General features: G+C 45.8%; 13 protein-coding genes and 1 other annotated feature. All 13 genes read right to left on the reverse strand.

Annotated elements, in window-relative coordinates; translation table 11 throughout:
- Positions 1–25: 25 nt before the first annotated feature.
- Positions 26–1,375 carry a phosphoglucosamine mutase gene (gene glmM / locus LJD61_RS18465; RefSeq protein WP_255229043.1) on the reverse strand — a complete coding sequence of 450 codons (1,350 nt, stop codon included), beginning with the start codon at positions 1,373–1,375 and terminating at the stop codon, positions 26–28.
- Positions 1,376–1,636: 261 nt separating this feature from the next.
- On the reverse strand, positions 1,637–3,328 hold the full coding sequence (argS, locus tag LJD61_RS18470) for an arginine--tRNA ligase (RefSeq protein ID WP_255229044.1): 1,692 nt from the start codon (positions 3,326–3,328) through the stop codon (positions 1,637–1,639).
- Positions 3,329–3,745: 417 nt separating this feature from the next.
- Positions 3,746–3,928: a binding site (T-box leader), on the reverse strand.
- Positions 3,929–4,064: 136 nt separating this feature from the next.
- Positions 4,065–5,753 carry an OPT/YSL family transporter gene (locus LJD61_RS18475; RefSeq protein WP_255229045.1) on the reverse strand — a complete coding sequence of 563 codons (1,689 nt, stop codon included), beginning with the start codon at positions 5,751–5,753 and terminating at the stop codon, positions 4,065–4,067.
- Positions 5,754–5,774: 21 nt separating this feature from the next.
- Positions 5,775–7,955, reverse strand: a complete 2,181-nt coding sequence (locus LJD61_RS18480; RefSeq protein WP_255229046.1) for a CocE/NonD family hydrolase — start codon at positions 7,953–7,955, stop codon at positions 5,775–5,777.
- A gap of 33 nt (positions 7,956–7,988) precedes the next feature.
- Positions 7,989–9,053, reverse strand: coding sequence for a mandelate racemase/muconate lactonizing enzyme family protein (locus LJD61_RS18485; protein WP_255229047.1), 1,065 nt, complete (start codon positions 9,051–9,053; stop codon positions 7,989–7,991).
- A 208-nt stretch (positions 9,054–9,261) separates the two neighbouring features.
- Entirely contained in the window at positions 9,262–9,813 is a 552-nt protein-coding gene (locus LJD61_RS18490) for a helix-turn-helix domain-containing protein (protein WP_255229048.1), read from the reverse strand.
- A 226-nt stretch (positions 9,814–10,039) separates the two neighbouring features.
- Positions 10,040–10,576, reverse strand: a complete 537-nt coding sequence (locus LJD61_RS18495) for a 2-oxoacid:acceptor oxidoreductase family protein (RefSeq protein ID WP_255229049.1) — start codon at positions 10,574–10,576, stop codon at positions 10,040–10,042.
- Positions 10,577–11,323 carry a thiamine pyrophosphate-dependent enzyme gene (locus tag LJD61_RS18500; protein ID WP_255229050.1) on the reverse strand — a complete coding sequence of 249 codons (747 nt, stop codon included), beginning with the start codon at positions 11,321–11,323 and terminating at the stop codon, positions 10,577–10,579.
- A complete protein-coding gene (locus LJD61_RS18505) occupies positions 11,323–12,390 on the reverse strand; it encodes a 3-methyl-2-oxobutanoate dehydrogenase subunit VorB (RefSeq protein WP_255229051.1) in 1,068 nt (355 codons plus the stop codon). The genes LJD61_RS18500 and LJD61_RS18505 overlap by 1 nt, the downstream gene beginning before the upstream one ends.
- A gap of 19 nt (positions 12,391–12,409) precedes the next feature.
- Entirely contained in the window at positions 12,410–12,622 is a 213-nt protein-coding gene (locus LJD61_RS18510) for a 4Fe-4S binding protein (protein ID WP_255229052.1), read from the reverse strand.
- 13 nt (positions 12,623–12,635) lie between these two features.
- Positions 12,636–13,313 carry a P-loop NTPase family protein gene (locus LJD61_RS18515; protein ID WP_255229053.1) on the reverse strand — a complete coding sequence of 226 codons (678 nt, stop codon included), beginning with the start codon at positions 13,311–13,313 and terminating at the stop codon, positions 12,636–12,638.
- Positions 13,314–13,420: 107 nt separating this feature from the next.
- On the reverse strand, positions 13,421–14,500 hold the full coding sequence (gene buk, locus LJD61_RS18520) for a butyrate kinase (protein ID WP_255229054.1): 1,080 nt from the start codon (positions 14,498–14,500) through the stop codon (positions 13,421–13,423).
- A 266-nt stretch (positions 14,501–14,766) separates the two neighbouring features.
- On the reverse strand, positions 14,767–15,663 hold the full coding sequence (gene ptb, locus LJD61_RS18525) for a phosphate butyryltransferase (protein ID WP_255229055.1): 897 nt from the start codon (positions 15,661–15,663) through the stop codon (positions 14,767–14,769).

The following is a 15,663-nucleotide window of genomic DNA, read 5'->3' on the forward strand; positions in this document are numbered from 1 at the left end:
TGAAAAGGGCGCCCCTTGAGGCACCCTATGACAATTTCCTTTCTATCAATGCTGCCAAGTCTTCGGCCATTTTCTGTATGACATTCTGATCCTCGCCCTCCAGCATAACCCTTACCAGGGGTTCTGTCCCCGAGGGCCTGATCACCACTCTGCCCGCATTCTTCATTTGGGCTTCGATGTTTTCTATGGCTGCTTTTATTTCCGCATCTTCCATATATTTAGTCTTATACTCATTTTTTATTCTGGCATTTACCAGAACCTGAGGCAGCTCTGTCATGATGCTTTTCAGTTCGGACAGTCTCTTTCTCGTCTCCTTTACTACGGATACCAGCTGCAGGGCCGTCAGGAGACCGTCACCGGTGGTATTGTGATCAAGGAAGATTATGTGTCCCGATTGTTCACCACCCAGGTTATAGCCGCTTTTCATCATTTCCTCCAGCACATATCTGTCTCCGACCTTTGTCCTGACTATATTGCACTGTTCATTCCTGCAGGCTATCTCCAGGCCCATATTGCTCATTATGGTGGCTACCACCGTATCCTTTTTGAGCTTGCCCTTTGACTTCAGGTGCTTTGCGATTATCGCCATCACATGGTCGCCGTTGACTATTTCGCCTTTATCATCTACAGCGATGAGTCTGTCTGCATCTCCGTCGAAAGCCAGGCCCAGATGGGAGCCGGATTCTACAACCATCCTTTGAAGGCTCTCGGGATGGGTGGAGCCGCAGCTTTTGTTTATATTTATGCCGTCAGGGCTGTTATTGATGACCAGTATTTCGGCTCCCAGCTCTGCAAAGGCAGTGGGTGCCGCAATGTATGATGCGCCGTTGGCACAGTCCAGCACGATCTTCAGTCCTTTGAGGTCTGCTTCTATAGTGCTTTTCAGGAAGTCTACATATGTATGGACTGCATTCTTGATTTCGGTTCTTTTGCCTATGCATTCACCCGTTGGGTTGGGCAAGGCTTCCATATTCTTCTCTATAATTTCTTGTATTTTATCTTCCAATTCATCCGACAGCTTATATCCCTTGCCGTTGAAAAACTTGATTCCATTGTATTCAAAAGGATTGTGAGAAGCGGATATCACTACGCCTGCATCCAAACCCATCTGTCTGGTCAAATAAGCTACGGCAGGAGTGGGCATCACGTCCAATACCACAGCCTCTCCGCCCATAGAGCATATGCCTGCTACCAGAGCTGCTTCCAGCATGTCGCCGGATATCCTCGTGTCCTTTCCCACAGCTATCCTTGGCTTGTGCTTGTTTTCCTGGGTCAATACATAGGCCCCGGCTCTGCCAAGCTTATATGCCAGGCTGGAATTCAATTCACTGTTGGCTATGCCTCTTACGCCATCAGTTCCGAATAGTCGGCTCATATTTTGTCCCCCTTCTATTTTAGGCTTACTTTACAATAATACCACAAAACCATATATAACGCATTAAATATTCCACATAGCTGTTATGCTGACTGATAACGATTGCAGAGTTCCGAAGCAAGACTTTGTGATGCACTCTTATATCAGTCAGGATAACATTATTGTTGTAAAATCTTTTTCACGTTATATATTTAAGTTCGCAATCAACAATTTTGCATAACCTTCATTCCTAATTCCTAACTCCTCATTCCTCATTCCCTTTTACATGCTTTCAGGTGTTTGTATTCCCAATAAGCCCAATCCTGTGGACAGTACGCTGCATACTGCTTTTGTCAATGCCAGCCTGGCTTCCTTTACCTTTTCGTCGGCGGTCAATATGGGATGGGTATTGTAGAATTTGTTGTAAGCCTTAGCAAGGTCGGTCACATACCTGGTTATTACAAAGGGCTCATACCTGTCTCCCGCTTGTTCTACGGTTCCCTTAAAGAAGCCCAGCAGCTTCACCATATTATATTCGTCTTCGGTCTTCAGGTAAGATAAATCCGGATTTTCTCCGATATTTCCCGCTTTTTTCAGTATGCTCTTTCCCCGGACATAGCTGTAGAGCACATAGGGCCCTGACTCGCCTTCAAAGCTGAGCATGTCTTCCCAGGAGAATATTATATCCCTGTCCATATTGTTCTTCAGGAATGTATAGATTATTGCCCCCATGCCTACTTTTTTGGCTACTTCTTCCTTGTCCTCCAGGTTGGGATTCTTGCTGTTTATTATCTCCAGAGTCTTTTCTACGGCTTCATCCACAACTTCCTTGGCATATATTACATCGCCCTTCCTTGAAGCAAGCTTGCGGTCTGCAAACTTTACCAAGGAGGTTCCCACATGCACGCAGTTTTGGGCCCATTCAAAGCCTGCAAGCTGGAGTACGGAGAAAAACTGCTTGAAATGGAGGGCCTGGGTGTTTCCTACCACATAGAGGGATTTATAGAAATCATAGGTCCTCTTCCTGTATATAGCCGCTGCCAGATCCCTTGTAGCATATATGGTAGCTCCGTCGGATTTCAGTATCAGGCAGGGAGGCAGATTGAATTGCTCCAGATCAACAATCTGAGCTCCGTTGCTTTCCTTGAGCAGATTCTTGTCCTTGAGTATCTGCACGACCTCTGGCATCTTATCGCTGTAGAAACTTTCCCCGGCATAGGAGTCAAATTCTATATTGAAGTCTTTATACAGCTTCCTGAATTCCGTGAGGCTCAGCTCCCTGAACTTTTCCCACAGCGCTACGGCTTCCGGTTCTCCGTCTTCAAGCTGCTTGAAATATGCCCTTGCCTCATCCTCCAGTGAAGGGTCTTTTTCGGCTTCTTCATGGAACTTTACATAAATCTTCAGAAGCTCGTTTATGGGGTCCTTCGCTATCACTTCATCTACGCCCCATCGTTTATAGGCGGAGATGAGCTTGCCGAATTGGGTTCCGTAGTCCCCCAAGTGATTCAGCTTTACTGTGTTGTATCCCAGGTGCTTGAATATCTTTTCTATAGAGTTTCCCGTTATGGTGTTTACCAGATGTCCGATATGGAAAGGCTTTGCAATGTTGGGGGATGAGAATTCCACCAGCACCGTCTTGCCCTCTCCTTTATCGGAGCTGCCGTATTTCTCTCCCTGCTCCAGTATCTGGGCTATCGTATGCTTGATGAACCCTTCCTTGTTTATGAAAAAGTTCAGGTATCCTCCTGCAGCCTCGGCCTTTTCCAATGTATCGTCCTTTTCCACCTTTTCGGCCAGTTCTCTGGCTATCATATTGGGCGCTTTCCTCATGACCTTTGCCAGCTGAAAGCATGGAAAGGCATAGTCTCCCATGTTTGGCTGAGGCGGGATCTCCATCAGTTCCAATATTTTTTCTGTTTCCATTTCTGTCATGCTGCTGATTTTCTTTGCTATTTCTAATTTAAAATCCATATTGCTTCCTCCTTATTTTCTATGGTGTATTCCTTTGGGGTCAGTCTATGGTCTCTGGTCGCCTGTCTCCGGTATTAGAGTATTTCTTTGGGGTCTTGAGGGATGCTGTTTTGCTGACTGATAACGACTACAAAAGTTGCGGGACTAAGACTTTGTAAGCTTGCATAGGGTTGCGTCAAAACTAACAAACTCTAGGCCCCTTCACATTGAACGAGACTTCATTCAGTGGAGTTTTAACTCCACTGAATGTTAGTCGAGTCCATGCTGGACTTAGTCGCCCTTAGGCACACGCCGCCTATAGCGGTGTGAGTCTTAGGGCGAGTTAGTTCAGTGCTGCACTCTTTTATCAGTCAGCACAACAGATGCACCAATGAGTTATTAGTAAAATCAATAAAAATTAAAAGTCCTCCGTCTCAATAAAGAGACGGAGGATCCGCGGTACCACTCTAATTGGCATAAATGCCCACCTTATTCCATAACGCCGGATTGCGATTTCATCTCCACGGCTCTTTTCATTAACGTCTGACTGCCCGGCTTCCACTCTGTCCGGACTCGCTTAAGTCCTTTACGTCGATTACTTTTCCGATTCATAGATTTGTGCATATATTATTAACTATTTTATTTAATTATATCTAAATAGTCAACATTCAATCTATAATATTGCAACAAATCTGCTGTTTTTTATCAAAAAATCATTTTTATCCGGCTAGTTCATCCGATAATTTGCGGCAGCAGCTTATTTTATCAGAAGCAGTATGGTTGTGACTATGATGACCAATCCTTCTCCCACCATCATTCCGGAAGCGGCATTAGTCCATGTTTCACCGATTTCCCTGCCGTATTTTTTGTCTGTAAAACCTCTTATAAACCCGCCTATGGCAGTGATAATAAAAAATCCCGGATTCAGATAGGTGGTCAATGCCAAAGCTGTTGCAGGCAAACCAAGAAGAGCCAGAGCCCCGCCAACGATTCCGCCTATTCCCATTCTGGGAAGGCTGATCACCGAGCCCAGCCCATCCCCGGTGACGGCATTAGCCAACCCGTAATACATATGGGCAAAGGGGAAGGGTGCTTCAGCCGTACCTATTCCTCGTGTGGTTATGAATGTATATATTATTACCGAACCTATTAAAATGCCTGGAATAAAGCCTATGAACTGGCATATAGCCTGCTTTCTCACCGAGGCGCCGATCAGCTGGCCGGTTTTGAAGTCGCTTATCGTATCGCCGCCCAGAGATGTCATGCATGTACCTAGGCCTACCAGAAGCAAGGCTGCCACAGGCTTGTTGACCAATGTTACGATGGTAAGTATGAGGAACATATCAAATACTTCGGCAAAATTTATGCCTGCTTCGGCTGTTGCCCTGATGCTTACCACAGACATTATCAGCATGCACAAAACAGTGACCAGCACAAAGATGGGGTTTACCTTGAATTCCATATAGTAAAAAATCATGGCCGCTATGACAGCGCAGATGATTATTATCATGAGCGTTCTGACAGGCAATTCGTTATCGCTCCCCCTGATGTCGGAGGTTTTTATCTTAAAGGAGTTGATGAGCGATTTGCGCTGCTTTATGACCGGAACCAAAGAGCCCACAATCGCCATTCCCAGCACCAGAGACAAATTGAAGTCCTGCATGGATTTGTAGTTGACTTGAGGGTCTAAAAACCAGCCCAGGCTTGTCCCTATCGGAGCGAGGATCAGGTGAGCCGCAAGCGCACCGATGAGCAGCAGTGAAGTCATTTTCATGCTCAATATGTATCCCATGCCAAGCGCCATAGGCATTATGATCAAGTCAAGATAACAGCCTTTGGGCAAAAATTTCGACAAATCCACTTGAGCAGGAATCATATTGAACACCTTTTGGCAAAGAGAAAAAACGAAAATAAATATCATGAATATGATGAACAGCTTTAATTCATACTTGGGAGGATTTTCTGCTTTTTCTACTATATCCTTCGTTATTATCGAGCCGGGAAACTTTAAAGACGGATCTTCCACCAGTTGTTTCCTCAGTATGGAAATAAAGCACAATCCTATGATGTTTCCAAGAAACAATATCGTCAGGAAAACTCTCCAATTGAACTCATAGCCGGAAATAATGGCAGCGGTAAAGGTACCGATAAGCGCTGTGGAAGACAATGCAACCGCAGAAGCAATGGTATGGACCATATTTACTTCATACTTGGTCGCCTTTCCGCCGAAGAGAGGCATCAGTATTATCCCCATCAAAGCTGCGACAGGGCCAGCCGGGAAATTGATACCCGTCATCATAAGCATGTACAGCGCAATGGCAAGCATAAGTATTCCGATCAATATCCCCCAGATGATCGCCCTTGGAGTCAGCTCTTTTCTGTTTCTCGGCTCCTGCTCCTGAGGAGGCCGGAGTTCGTTATCCACTTGTCTCCTAGTTTCATCCATTGTTTTTCCCTCCTTCTAAATCTATAAACTAAAGCTATCTATGAAGTTTTCATTGAGTACAGGTATTTCAATACGGCTGCGATACTCCCCGGAGTGGTATATCTTCTGATTTGCAACGATGTATTCCGTATCTTTCCCCGCTTCGCTGCCTGTATTGTGATTCGGGAAAGTGAGATACTTGGCGCTTGAAGTCACCTGCACTCTTATCCGATGTCCCTTCTTAAAGGTATAGGCAGTCTTTAAAAGGCCTATCCTGTATTCATAGACCTTATCCGGGCAGAGCAGCTCCGGCTTTTCAAAAGAATCTCTGTATTTTGCCTTGATCAATCCATCCGATATCCTCATCGAGTTTCCTTCCTCGTCTACATCAGTGACCCTTACGACCCAATCGGTATCCTTTGCGCTGCTTGATGCATAGATGACCGCACACATATCTCCCGCAACCGTCAAATCTTTTTTCATAGGTGCAGAAGAATATGTCAGGACATCGCTTCTTTTTTCAACTTCTCTGTAGTTGGCGGGAAGAGAGAACTCATTTTCAGACAGATCTGCCATATGGACTGCAGGGTCCTTCGGATCATATGCATACTCATCATATTGCTTTTGGCTTCTCCCATGCTCCGGATTCAGCCTGCCGTCGTCTATATCCTGCCCTGCATTGCCCGAGCTTCCGAAATACAGGTTTACGCTTTGTACGTCCTGAGGCGGCCATGTCTCCGACTTTATCCATTTATTGTCTCCCAGGATATAGTAGTCAACTGCCGGCTCCTTTTCTATTCCGTTTTTTATTCCCTTGAGGTACCTGTCAAACCATTTGACCACCAGCAAGTCCATATCATATCTTATTGCATCGATTCCCAGCGGCATACCCTTCAGGTTCCTGGCCGTGTTGAATTGATGCCTCCAGGGGCCAAGGATGAGCTTTTGATTTTCCCTTTTGTATTTTTTTACAACATTCCAGCCTTGGGTCGAACCTGCACTGTCGTCATCAAACCACCCCGAAACAGACAAGGTCGGTACGTTAATCTTTTCTCCTTTGCTTTCCCAATCTGCTTTTTTCCAGTATTCATCATTGCTTTCATGCTCAATCCACTCATCCCAGTATCCGACCTTTGCTCCGAAGACCTTCTCAGGGATATCCTTGATAGGCCTGATATTGATGATTTCATCCCAGTCGCTTCTATTGGCTGCATTAATGTTTGCCGTCTTCCCGCTTGTCAATGCTATCCAGGCCAAAATTCCCGACATATAGCAGCCGCCTTTGCGGATGCAATCTACAAATGGAGTACCTGCCGTGACAAAGCTTACCATGGCCTTTAGGTTAGGATTTCCGCTTGCGGCGGCAGCCCATTGTACGAAGCCTCCATAAGAGCCTCCGATAGTGCCGACGCCTCCATCCGACCAGGGCTGCTCGGATATCCACGTTATGGCTGCATCTCCGTCTTCCATTTCATTTATGAAGGGCTGGAACATCCCTTCCGAGTCTCCCCTGCCCCTGACATCCTGTATCACCAAAGCATACCCCATCTGCACATACTTGATGGAAGCCTTCATAAACAGCATTCTTCCATATGGAGTTCTGATAAAGATGGCCGGCACTTTCTTTTTCCCGTATATTTCGGAAGGCATCCAGATATCAGTAGACAGCTTGATGCCATCCTTCATCGGGACCATAAAGCTTCCCAGGTGCTTAACCGTATATACCGGCTTTGATATCAGCTCTTCATTCCAATAGCTTAAAGGAGACAATTGTTCACAGCCATGCTTTACAAGTATGGAGCTTCTATCACCTGCCATACATATGAAGCCGATCACTCTGCCATTTTCAATCATTAAATCGAGAGGAGGATCGCCGTCACATTCAGCCCATACAAAAGCTTCTTTGTTCAGCCCCTCTGCTTTTCCCTGGAAGCTTTTATATCTTTCATATCTCTTTCCATTTTTTAATGTGATGGAGTTACTGCCGCTCCAATTGACGGAACCCAGCTCTCCAAGAATGCTGTTGATTTCGTAAATCGGAATATCTCCGGCTATCGACCCCATAGCCGTATCTTTGTCCGTAAGAGCTTCATATTCTGACCATTCACCCGAATAGACATCCTTTTCCCTGCGCATGATGTTATCCTCTGCAAAGACCACGTCCCAGACATGGATACCGCTTTTGTATAATGCAAACTCATTGCTATTATTACAGTTTTTCATGAATGTCACCTCTCTTACCGTTATTTTTATATATTACATATTCACCCTTATGCCCAGCCCGGGTTCATCAGGCAAATAGATAATACCGTCTTTGACCTTTACCCCGCCTTCTATGTTTGACTCCTTGATCATCAAGAAGCTGTCCACATCGGCCCTCGTGATGTTCTTGTTTGCAGCTACAAAGCTGGCTGCAGCCGTAATGCCTATGCTGCTTTCCGCCATGCAGCCCACCATGCATTCACATCCGGCAGCCTCTGCGATTGCGTTGATCCTCCGGGCCTTAAATATTCCCCCGCATTTCATCAGCTTGATATTCATAGCGTCTACGGCATTTTCCTTTATCAGCTTGATGGCATCCTCAGGGGAAAAAACACTTTCATCAGCCATTATGGGCACTCTGACCTTGTTTCTCACGGCAGCAAGCCCTTCGATATTCCAATGCTTTATGGGCTGTTCAACGACATCTATGTTGAAGCCTTCCATCTTGTTGATCGCCGTGACAGCTTCAGGAACATTCCAGCCCTGGTTTGCATCCAGCCTGATTTTTATATCCTTTCCTGCTGCCTCTCTTATGGCTTTTATCCTGTCCACATCTTTCTCGAAGTCGGTGCCGACTTTGATCTTCAAAGTCCTATATCCTTCCTTGACCAAAGCTGCTGCTTCACCCGCCATCACTTCAGGCTCATCAATGCTGATGGTCATATCGGTTTCAAAGCTGTCCCGGTACCCGCCAAGCACTTTGTAAAGCGGCATTCCCATCCTTTTTCCCATGATATCATGGAGAGCTATGTCAATGGCCGCCTTAGCGCAGGTATTCCCTACCAATAAGCGATCCATAATTCCGTGTATCTTCCCTAATTCTATGGGATTCAATCCTATAATCGCTTTTCCCAACATATTGACCATGGGTATTAAAGTCTCTGCAGTATCCCCGGTGACAAATGCAGTAGGATTGCCTTCACCAAACCCAACCAGCCCCTCGTCGGTCTCAACCTTTACTATAACCGCTTCACAGCTCTCGATGCAACCCAATGCAATCTTAAACGGTTTTTTTAACTCCAGCCTGATTTTTTCTGCTGTGACCTTTGTTATTTTCATAGCCAGTCCCTCCAAGCAAATTAATTATAACTTAATTAATAAATAGTTAAATTATTGCCTATATTTTATCATTTGTTAATTAAACAATCAATAAGATATTTGAAAATATTCTAATAATTAAGAATTAAAAAAAGCAGGCCTGCATCTGTTAAGACGCTCACCCGCTTTTTCCAACCTGTTAATTTCAGTGCCCAACTTTCATAAGTACTTAAAAAATAGCCGGACTGACCGTTGAAATTCCTTTGACCACATCTTTCCCATCATTATAAATATTGTGGGGGATATTTTGCTTGATATAGAGGCTGTCTCCCTCGTTAAGGGTATATTTGTTCTGCATGAGATAGATATCCGCGCTGCCCTGTATTATGTATATGAATTCATCTGCCTTGTGCACAAGGTATTCAGTGCTCAGCCAGCATTTGGGCTCCATTTCGAAATACATGCTGACCATATTCATATCGTCCTTTGACTCATTTGACATGGGCGACAGCATCTCATATACGATGGAGCTATTCGGAAGCTTAAGCTTTTTACGCTCGTTTGCTTTTACCAATATATGCTGCCCGTCATCCTCTGCGAGAAAAATATATATCGGCACTTCCAATGCCTGGGCTATCTTCCTGAGAGAGCTCAGCGAGGGATCGATGATATTTCTTTCGATCTGCGATAAATAGCTTGGTGTAAAACCCGTTATCCTTGCCACATCATTTAATGTCAATCCCTTGTTTTTTCTTTCCTCCCGAATATTTCTGCCAAGCAAATCATTTGCCTCCTCATCCGAAATCATTCACAATACCTTTCGCTCTGTCTGTAATGCCTCTGAAATGCCGCTGTATTTAAGTAATAGTGAAATATTTCTTGTTTTTTTATAGTTTAATATCTATTATTGGAAAAGTCAAGCTATGGGATCCATTGCATAAAAAAACCATCCCGGGGCTGGAGGATGGATGACGGGAGTTTTGCCCCGGGACGGTTTATTGTTATTTTTACTTTATGCAGTCTGCGCCTCTCTTTAAGGCTTCCTTGTTCATGGGTACCACAGAGGCTTTTTTGCCTGAGAATACCTCTGAAATATATTCCATTATCGTGTCTTCCTTGGCTGCGTTAGTAACCTTGAGATAAGCGCCCAGCATCACCATATTGGCGATCTTGCCCGAGCCCATATCATTGGCTATTTCATTTGCAGGCACATAGTATACGTTGATATCGGTCCTTTCAGCCTTCTTGTCTATCAGTGAGCTGTTGATGAACAGATTGCCTCCGGGTATTACATCCTTTTCAAATTTGTCCAAAGAGGGCCTGTTCATTACTATGGCTGCTGTAGCCTCCGTAACAGTGGGTGCACCTACAGGTTCTTCCGAGATTATTACGCTGCAGTTGGCCGTACCTCCGCGCATTTCAGGTCCATAGGATGGCAGCCATGACACATTCTTGCCTTCCTTCAAGCCTGCCTCTGCGAGTATTTTCCCCATGGACATAACGCCTTGTCCTCCAAAGCCTGCCATTATGATCTGATGTGTCATTTATTTCACCTCCTCAGGAGTTCTGAAGTTTTGTACAGGATAATAAGGAATCATATTTTCCTTGAGCCATTTCAGTGCTTCAACAGGAGTCTTTCCCCAGTTGGTAGGGCAGGTGGAAAGCACTTCTACTATGCTGAAGCCCAAGCCCTTCATCTGTATTTCAAAGGCCTTCTTTATGGCCTTTTTGGCTTTCAATATATTGGGCACATCATGTACCGATACCCTCTCAACAAACACAGCCTTGGGTATGGTTGCCAGCATCTCGCTGATCCTTAAAGGCATGCCGCAATGGTTTTCATCTCTGCCCAAGGGAGCTGTGGTAGCCTTCTGGCCTACCAGAGTGGTGGGCGCCATCTGGCCGCCTGTCATGCCGTATATGGCGTTGTTGACAAATATTGTAGTGACCTTTTCGCCTCTCATGGCTGCATGTACTATTTCCGCAGCACCTATGGAAGCCAAATCGCCGTCACCTTGATAGGTGAATACTGCCGAGTCAGGATGTACTCTCTTTATTCCTGTTGCGCAAGCCGGTGCTCTGCCGTGAGCGGCTTCTTGCATATCGCAGGAGAAATAATCATAGGCGAATACAGCGCAGCCTACAGGAGCCACGCCTACCGCTTTGTCCAAAAGGCCCAATTCTTCCAGAGACTCTGCTACAAGTCTGTGGATTATTCCATGGGTGCAGCCCGGACAATAATGAGTAGGTTTTTCTGTTAAACCCTTGGTTTTTTCAAATACAACTGCCATTATTTTGCACCCCCTAATATCTTCTTGGCTTCTTCCACTATTGCTTTCGGAGTGGGAATCATGCCTCCGGTCCTGCCGTAGAAGTAAACCGGCCTCTTCCCCTTTACCGACAATTCAACATCCTCTACCATCTGGCCCATGCTCATCTCTACGCTCATAAATGCTTTAACGCTTGGCATATCGGCAGCTTTGAGGAAGTTAGCCTTCGGGAAAGGCCATAGAGTTATAGGTCTTATAAGGCCTGCTTTTATGCCTTCCTTTTCAAGAGCCTTTATAGCATTCTTGACTATCCTGGACACTGTGCCATAGGCTGCAAATACTATTTCCGCGCCTTCAAGATTGTATTCTTCCACTTTTATTTCATTCTTTTCTATCTCGGCATATTTCTTGAAAAGCCTTTGGTTATGGGTTTCACATACTGCCGGATCTATGAAAAGAGAATTTATTATATTGTGATGATCTCTTCCTCTCAAGCCTGTTGTAGCCCATGTTTTCTCCGGAAGCTGCCTTTTGGGGATTCCTGTGAATTCCACAGGCTCCATCATCTGGCCTATCATTCCGTCTCCCAGTATCATTACCGGATTTCTGTATGCATCCGCTATGTCAAAGGCTTCCTGAACCAGGTTTACTGCCTCCTGTATAGAGTCCGGAGCCAGCACCACCAGATGGTAGTCGCCGTGTCCGCCGCCCTTGGTAGCCTGGAAATAGTCTGATTGAGCAGGCTGGATTCCGCCAAGGCCCGGGCCTCCTCTGACTATGTTTACTACTACGCATGGGAGCTCTGCCCCTGCAATATAGCTGATGCCTTCCTGCTTCAAGCTTATTCCCGGGCTGGATGAGGATGTCATAACCCTGGCCCCTGCTCCTGCTGCTCCATATACCATGTTTATGGCAGCCACCTCGGATTCGGCCTGCAGGAAGCATCCGCCTTCCTGGGGAAGCCTCAAGGACATGTATTCCGGTATTTCATTTTGCGGTGTGATGGGATAGCCGAAGAAGAACCTGCAGCCGGCCTTAATAGCGGCTTCAGCTATTGCTTCGTTTCCCTTCCATAATTCTCTTGCCATAAGTATCCCTCCTCACAAATTACAGTTTTTCAACTTTGATAACAACATCAGGGCACATTCTTGCGCATGAGCCGCAGGCTATGCATTTATCCATCTCTTTTACTGTTGCCGGATGGTATCCTCTGATATTGATCTTGTCTTTGTCCATCACCACTATCTTTACCGGACAAACTGTTGTGCAAAGTTCGCAGCCCTTGCATCTGTTTTCGTCAAACGTAACCTTTCCTGCCATTTTTAAACCTCCTTTATTCCATTTCCCAGGGTTTTTTCATAAAAATATCTATAGGAAATATTTCTCCACAGATGTCATCAGGTAGATCACCTATGAGCTTTTTATGGACCACAGTATATTTTATCGGCAGGCCCAGCTCTTGCGATACTTGCAGGCAGAGCTCCTGTCCCTTCATTATATCGCCTATTTCAGTGTCTCCGCAGAGGTGAGTATTGTTCACCAGTGCTGTCACCTTCTGCCTGGAGCCTTGCTCTATGGATCTCAAGTATCTTATGGCGCTTTGCTTGTCAGCGGTCAATGGCCTGTTGGCATTGAGCACAAAGAACATATCGCATTCGTCTTTGTCCAGACGGTCATGATAACGTCCTAGTGCTGTTGCTCCTGCCTTATCGCCTCCCATGTCTATAACTGCTTCGTAGCTTTTATCCTCCATCACCGTATATATTTCCGGCGACAGGGCAGGCAGGTCTCCTGCCAGCCCTTTTATTGAGGAGGATATCACCCTTATGCCTTTTTCTTCAAACAAGGGCTCTATCTGTCTGGATCTGAAATATGGATTTACTATGTCCAGATCCACTATGGCTGTCTTTTTGCCTGATTTTGCGAGGTTCAATGTATAATTGGCAGCAAATTCAGTTTTGCCGCTGCCGTAATGCCCTGTTATTATTCTTATCCTTTTATCTTTTACCATATAATCATCCTTTTTTTTTGCTTCTGGCTTCTAGCCGCTAGCCTCTAGCATTAGGGTAGGGCTCTGGGGTCTTGTGGAGTTCCGTGCAAATCCGTGTTCTCCGTCTCCTATGCTTTATACTCCTTGGCTTCTTCTTCTTTCCGAAGAATTCGGAGTCCGCCCTGAGCCAGAGCTATCATCTCGTCTTCTCCGGGATAGAAAAGGACCTTAGCTATGAATTCCACCTTTTCCTTTATCCAGCCTGTGAGAAGCTTATCGTATGCAAGGCCTCCCGTGAGACATATCGCATCGACCTTGCCTTCCAGAACTGCGGCACAGCTGCCTATTTCTTTGGCTACCTGATAGGCCATGGCGTAATATATAAGCTCCGCATGCTTGTCTCCCGCTTCTATCCTCTTTACTACCTCCCGGCCGTCATTGGTGCCGAGATGGGCCACCAGGCCGCCCTTGCCTACAATCTTCTTTTTCATTTCATCCAATGTATATTTGCCCGAGAAGCACAGCTTTGCAAGGCCTACCACAGAAAGGGTCCCCGCCCTCTCCGGCGACATGGGTCCCTCTCCGTCCAAAGCGTTATTGACTTCAACTATTCTTCCTTTTTTATGAGCGCCTACGGAAATCCCGCCGCCCATATGAGCCACTATGAGATTGACTTCATCATACGCTTTGCCCAGATCCTTAGAGGCCCTCCTGGCCACCGCTTTCTGATTCAGTGCATGGACTATGCTGACTCTGGGTATTTCGGGCATACCGGATATTCTCGCCACATCCTCCAGCTCATCTACCACTACCGGATCTACTATATAAGCCGGTATATGGAGCGAGGAAGCTATCTCGTGGGCAATGATTCCTCCCAGATTGGAAGCATGCTGCCCCATGACCCCCACTTTCAAGTCCTTGAGCATAGCTTCATTTACAACATAGGTACCGCCCTCCATGGGCTTTAGGAGTCCGCCTCTGCCTACAACCGCACTCAGCTTGGTGATATTGATGCCTTTTGCATTCAGAGTGTCCAGTATCACATTTTTTCTGAATTCATGCTGGTCATAGATTGCGGCATAGGGGGCCAGCTCATCATTAGAATGTCTCAGCGTTTCTTCGAAAACCGGCTTTTCATTATCATATATGGCTATTTTGGTAGAGGTTGAACCCGGATTTATTATCAAAAGCCTGTATATTTCCTGCATATAAAATTCCTCCCTATAATTCTTTTTTGGGAACGGAGAACACGGAAAGACACGGATTTTTACACTGATTAACACGGTGGATTTTTTATTATTCTCTGGTTTCTAACCACTAGATATTATTATAGCGCATAAAATGATCCTTCATTTACGCTCGAAATTACAGTTATATAGAATACTTAGTGTTTTATATAATATTATCAACCCTTCCGTGTAAATCCGTGAAAGATTCTGTGATAACCTGTGTTCCCCGTCTCCTCTTATATTCGTTAGGACATCAAAACGCCGATAGCTATGGAATTCAGCTTGGCTATATCACTGTCGGCTCTCGAGGTCAGAACTATAGGAACCTTTGCTCCCACAATTATGCCTGCATTCTGAGCTTTTGCGAAAAATACCATGGATTTGTACAGCATATTTCCGGCTTCTATCTGGGGCACCATCAGTATGTCCGCATGGCCTGCCACGGGATGGTCTATGCCCTTATGCCTCGCAGCCTCTGCGGATACTGCGTTATCCAATGCAAAAGGTCCTGCGATTTGGCAGCCTCGAATCTCTCCCTTGCTATTCATCTCTGTCAGCGCATCCGCATCCAGGGTTGCCTGCATCTTGGGATTAACCTTCTCCACTGCAGCCAGCACAGCTACCTTAGGCTCCTCATTGCCCATGGCATGGGCTACCTTGACCGCGTTTTCTATTATCTGTTTTTTCTGCTCCAGGTTTGGAGCTATGTTCATGGCCGCATCGGTTACTATGAAAAGCCTGTCATAGCCGTTTACCTCAAATACAGCCACGTGGGACAGCACATTCCCTGTCCTCAGGCCTGCTTCTTCTGCCAGCACAGCCTTGAGTATTATGGCGGTATCGACCAATCCCTTCATCACGATATGAGCCTTGCCTTCGTCTATCAGGCTCACAGCCTTCCTGCAGGCTTCCGTTTTATCCTTTTCATCTATTATTGTGAACTTTGCAAGCTCAACTCCGCAATTCCCTGCTGCTTTCAGGATCTCTCCCTTGTCACCTACCAGTATCGCTTCAGCAATGCCCAGATCCTTGGCCGTATTCACCGCAGTGAGCACCTCTGCATCTTGCGCTACTGCGACTGCAAGGGTTTTGGGCCCCTTGTTCTTAGCGGATTTTACGATTTCATCAAAGGCTTTTATCAT

Source organism: Lutispora saccharofermentans (assembly GCF_024363565.1).
Lineage (GTDB): Bacteria > Bacillota > Clostridia > Lutisporales > Lutisporaceae > Lutispora > Lutispora saccharofermentans.

What these genes read in the sequence shown, in the direction of transcription:
- glmM (WP_255229043.1), bottom strand. Translation starts at nt 1,375, where the DNA reads ATGAGCCGACTATTCGGAACTGATGGCGTAAGAGGCATAGCCAACAGT.
- argS (WP_255229044.1), bottom strand. Translation starts at nt 3,328, where the DNA reads ATGGATTTTAAATTAGAAATAGCAAAGAAAATCAGCAGCATGACAGAA.
- LJD61_RS18475 (WP_255229045.1), bottom strand. Translation starts at nt 5,753, where the DNA reads ATGGATGAAACTAGGAGACAAGTGGATAACGAACTCCGGCCTCCTCAG.
- LJD61_RS18480 (WP_255229046.1), bottom strand. Translation starts at nt 7,955, where the DNA reads ATGAAAAACTGTAATAATAGCAATGAGTTTGCATTATACAAAAGCGGT.
- LJD61_RS18485 (WP_255229047.1), bottom strand. Translation starts at nt 9,053, where the DNA reads ATGAAAATAACAAAGGTCACAGCAGAAAAAATCAGGCTGGAGTTAAAA.
- LJD61_RS18495 (WP_255229049.1), bottom strand. Translation starts at nt 10,576, where the DNA reads ATGACACATCAGATCATAATGGCAGGCTTTGGAGGACAAGGCGTTATG.
- LJD61_RS18500 (WP_255229050.1), bottom strand. Translation starts at nt 11,323, where the DNA reads ATGGCAGTTGTATTTGAAAAAACCAAGGGTTTAACAGAAAAACCTACT.
- LJD61_RS18505 (WP_255229051.1), bottom strand. Translation starts at nt 12,390, where the DNA reads ATGGCAAGAGAATTATGGAAGGGAAACGAAGCAATAGCTGAAGCCGCT.
- LJD61_RS18510 (WP_255229052.1), bottom strand. Translation starts at nt 12,622, where the DNA reads ATGGCAGGAAAGGTTACGTTTGACGAAAACAGATGCAAGGGCTGCGAA.
- LJD61_RS18515 (WP_255229053.1), bottom strand. Translation starts at nt 13,313, where the DNA reads ATGGTAAAAGATAAAAGGATAAGAATAATAACAGGGCATTACGGCAGC.
- buk (WP_255229054.1), bottom strand. Translation starts at nt 14,500, where the DNA reads ATGCAGGAAATATACAGGCTTTTGATAATAAATCCGGGTTCAACCTCT.
- ptb (WP_255229055.1), bottom strand. Translation starts at nt 15,663, where the DNA reads ATGATAAAAGCCTTTGATGAAATCGTAAAATCCGCTAAGAACAAGGGG.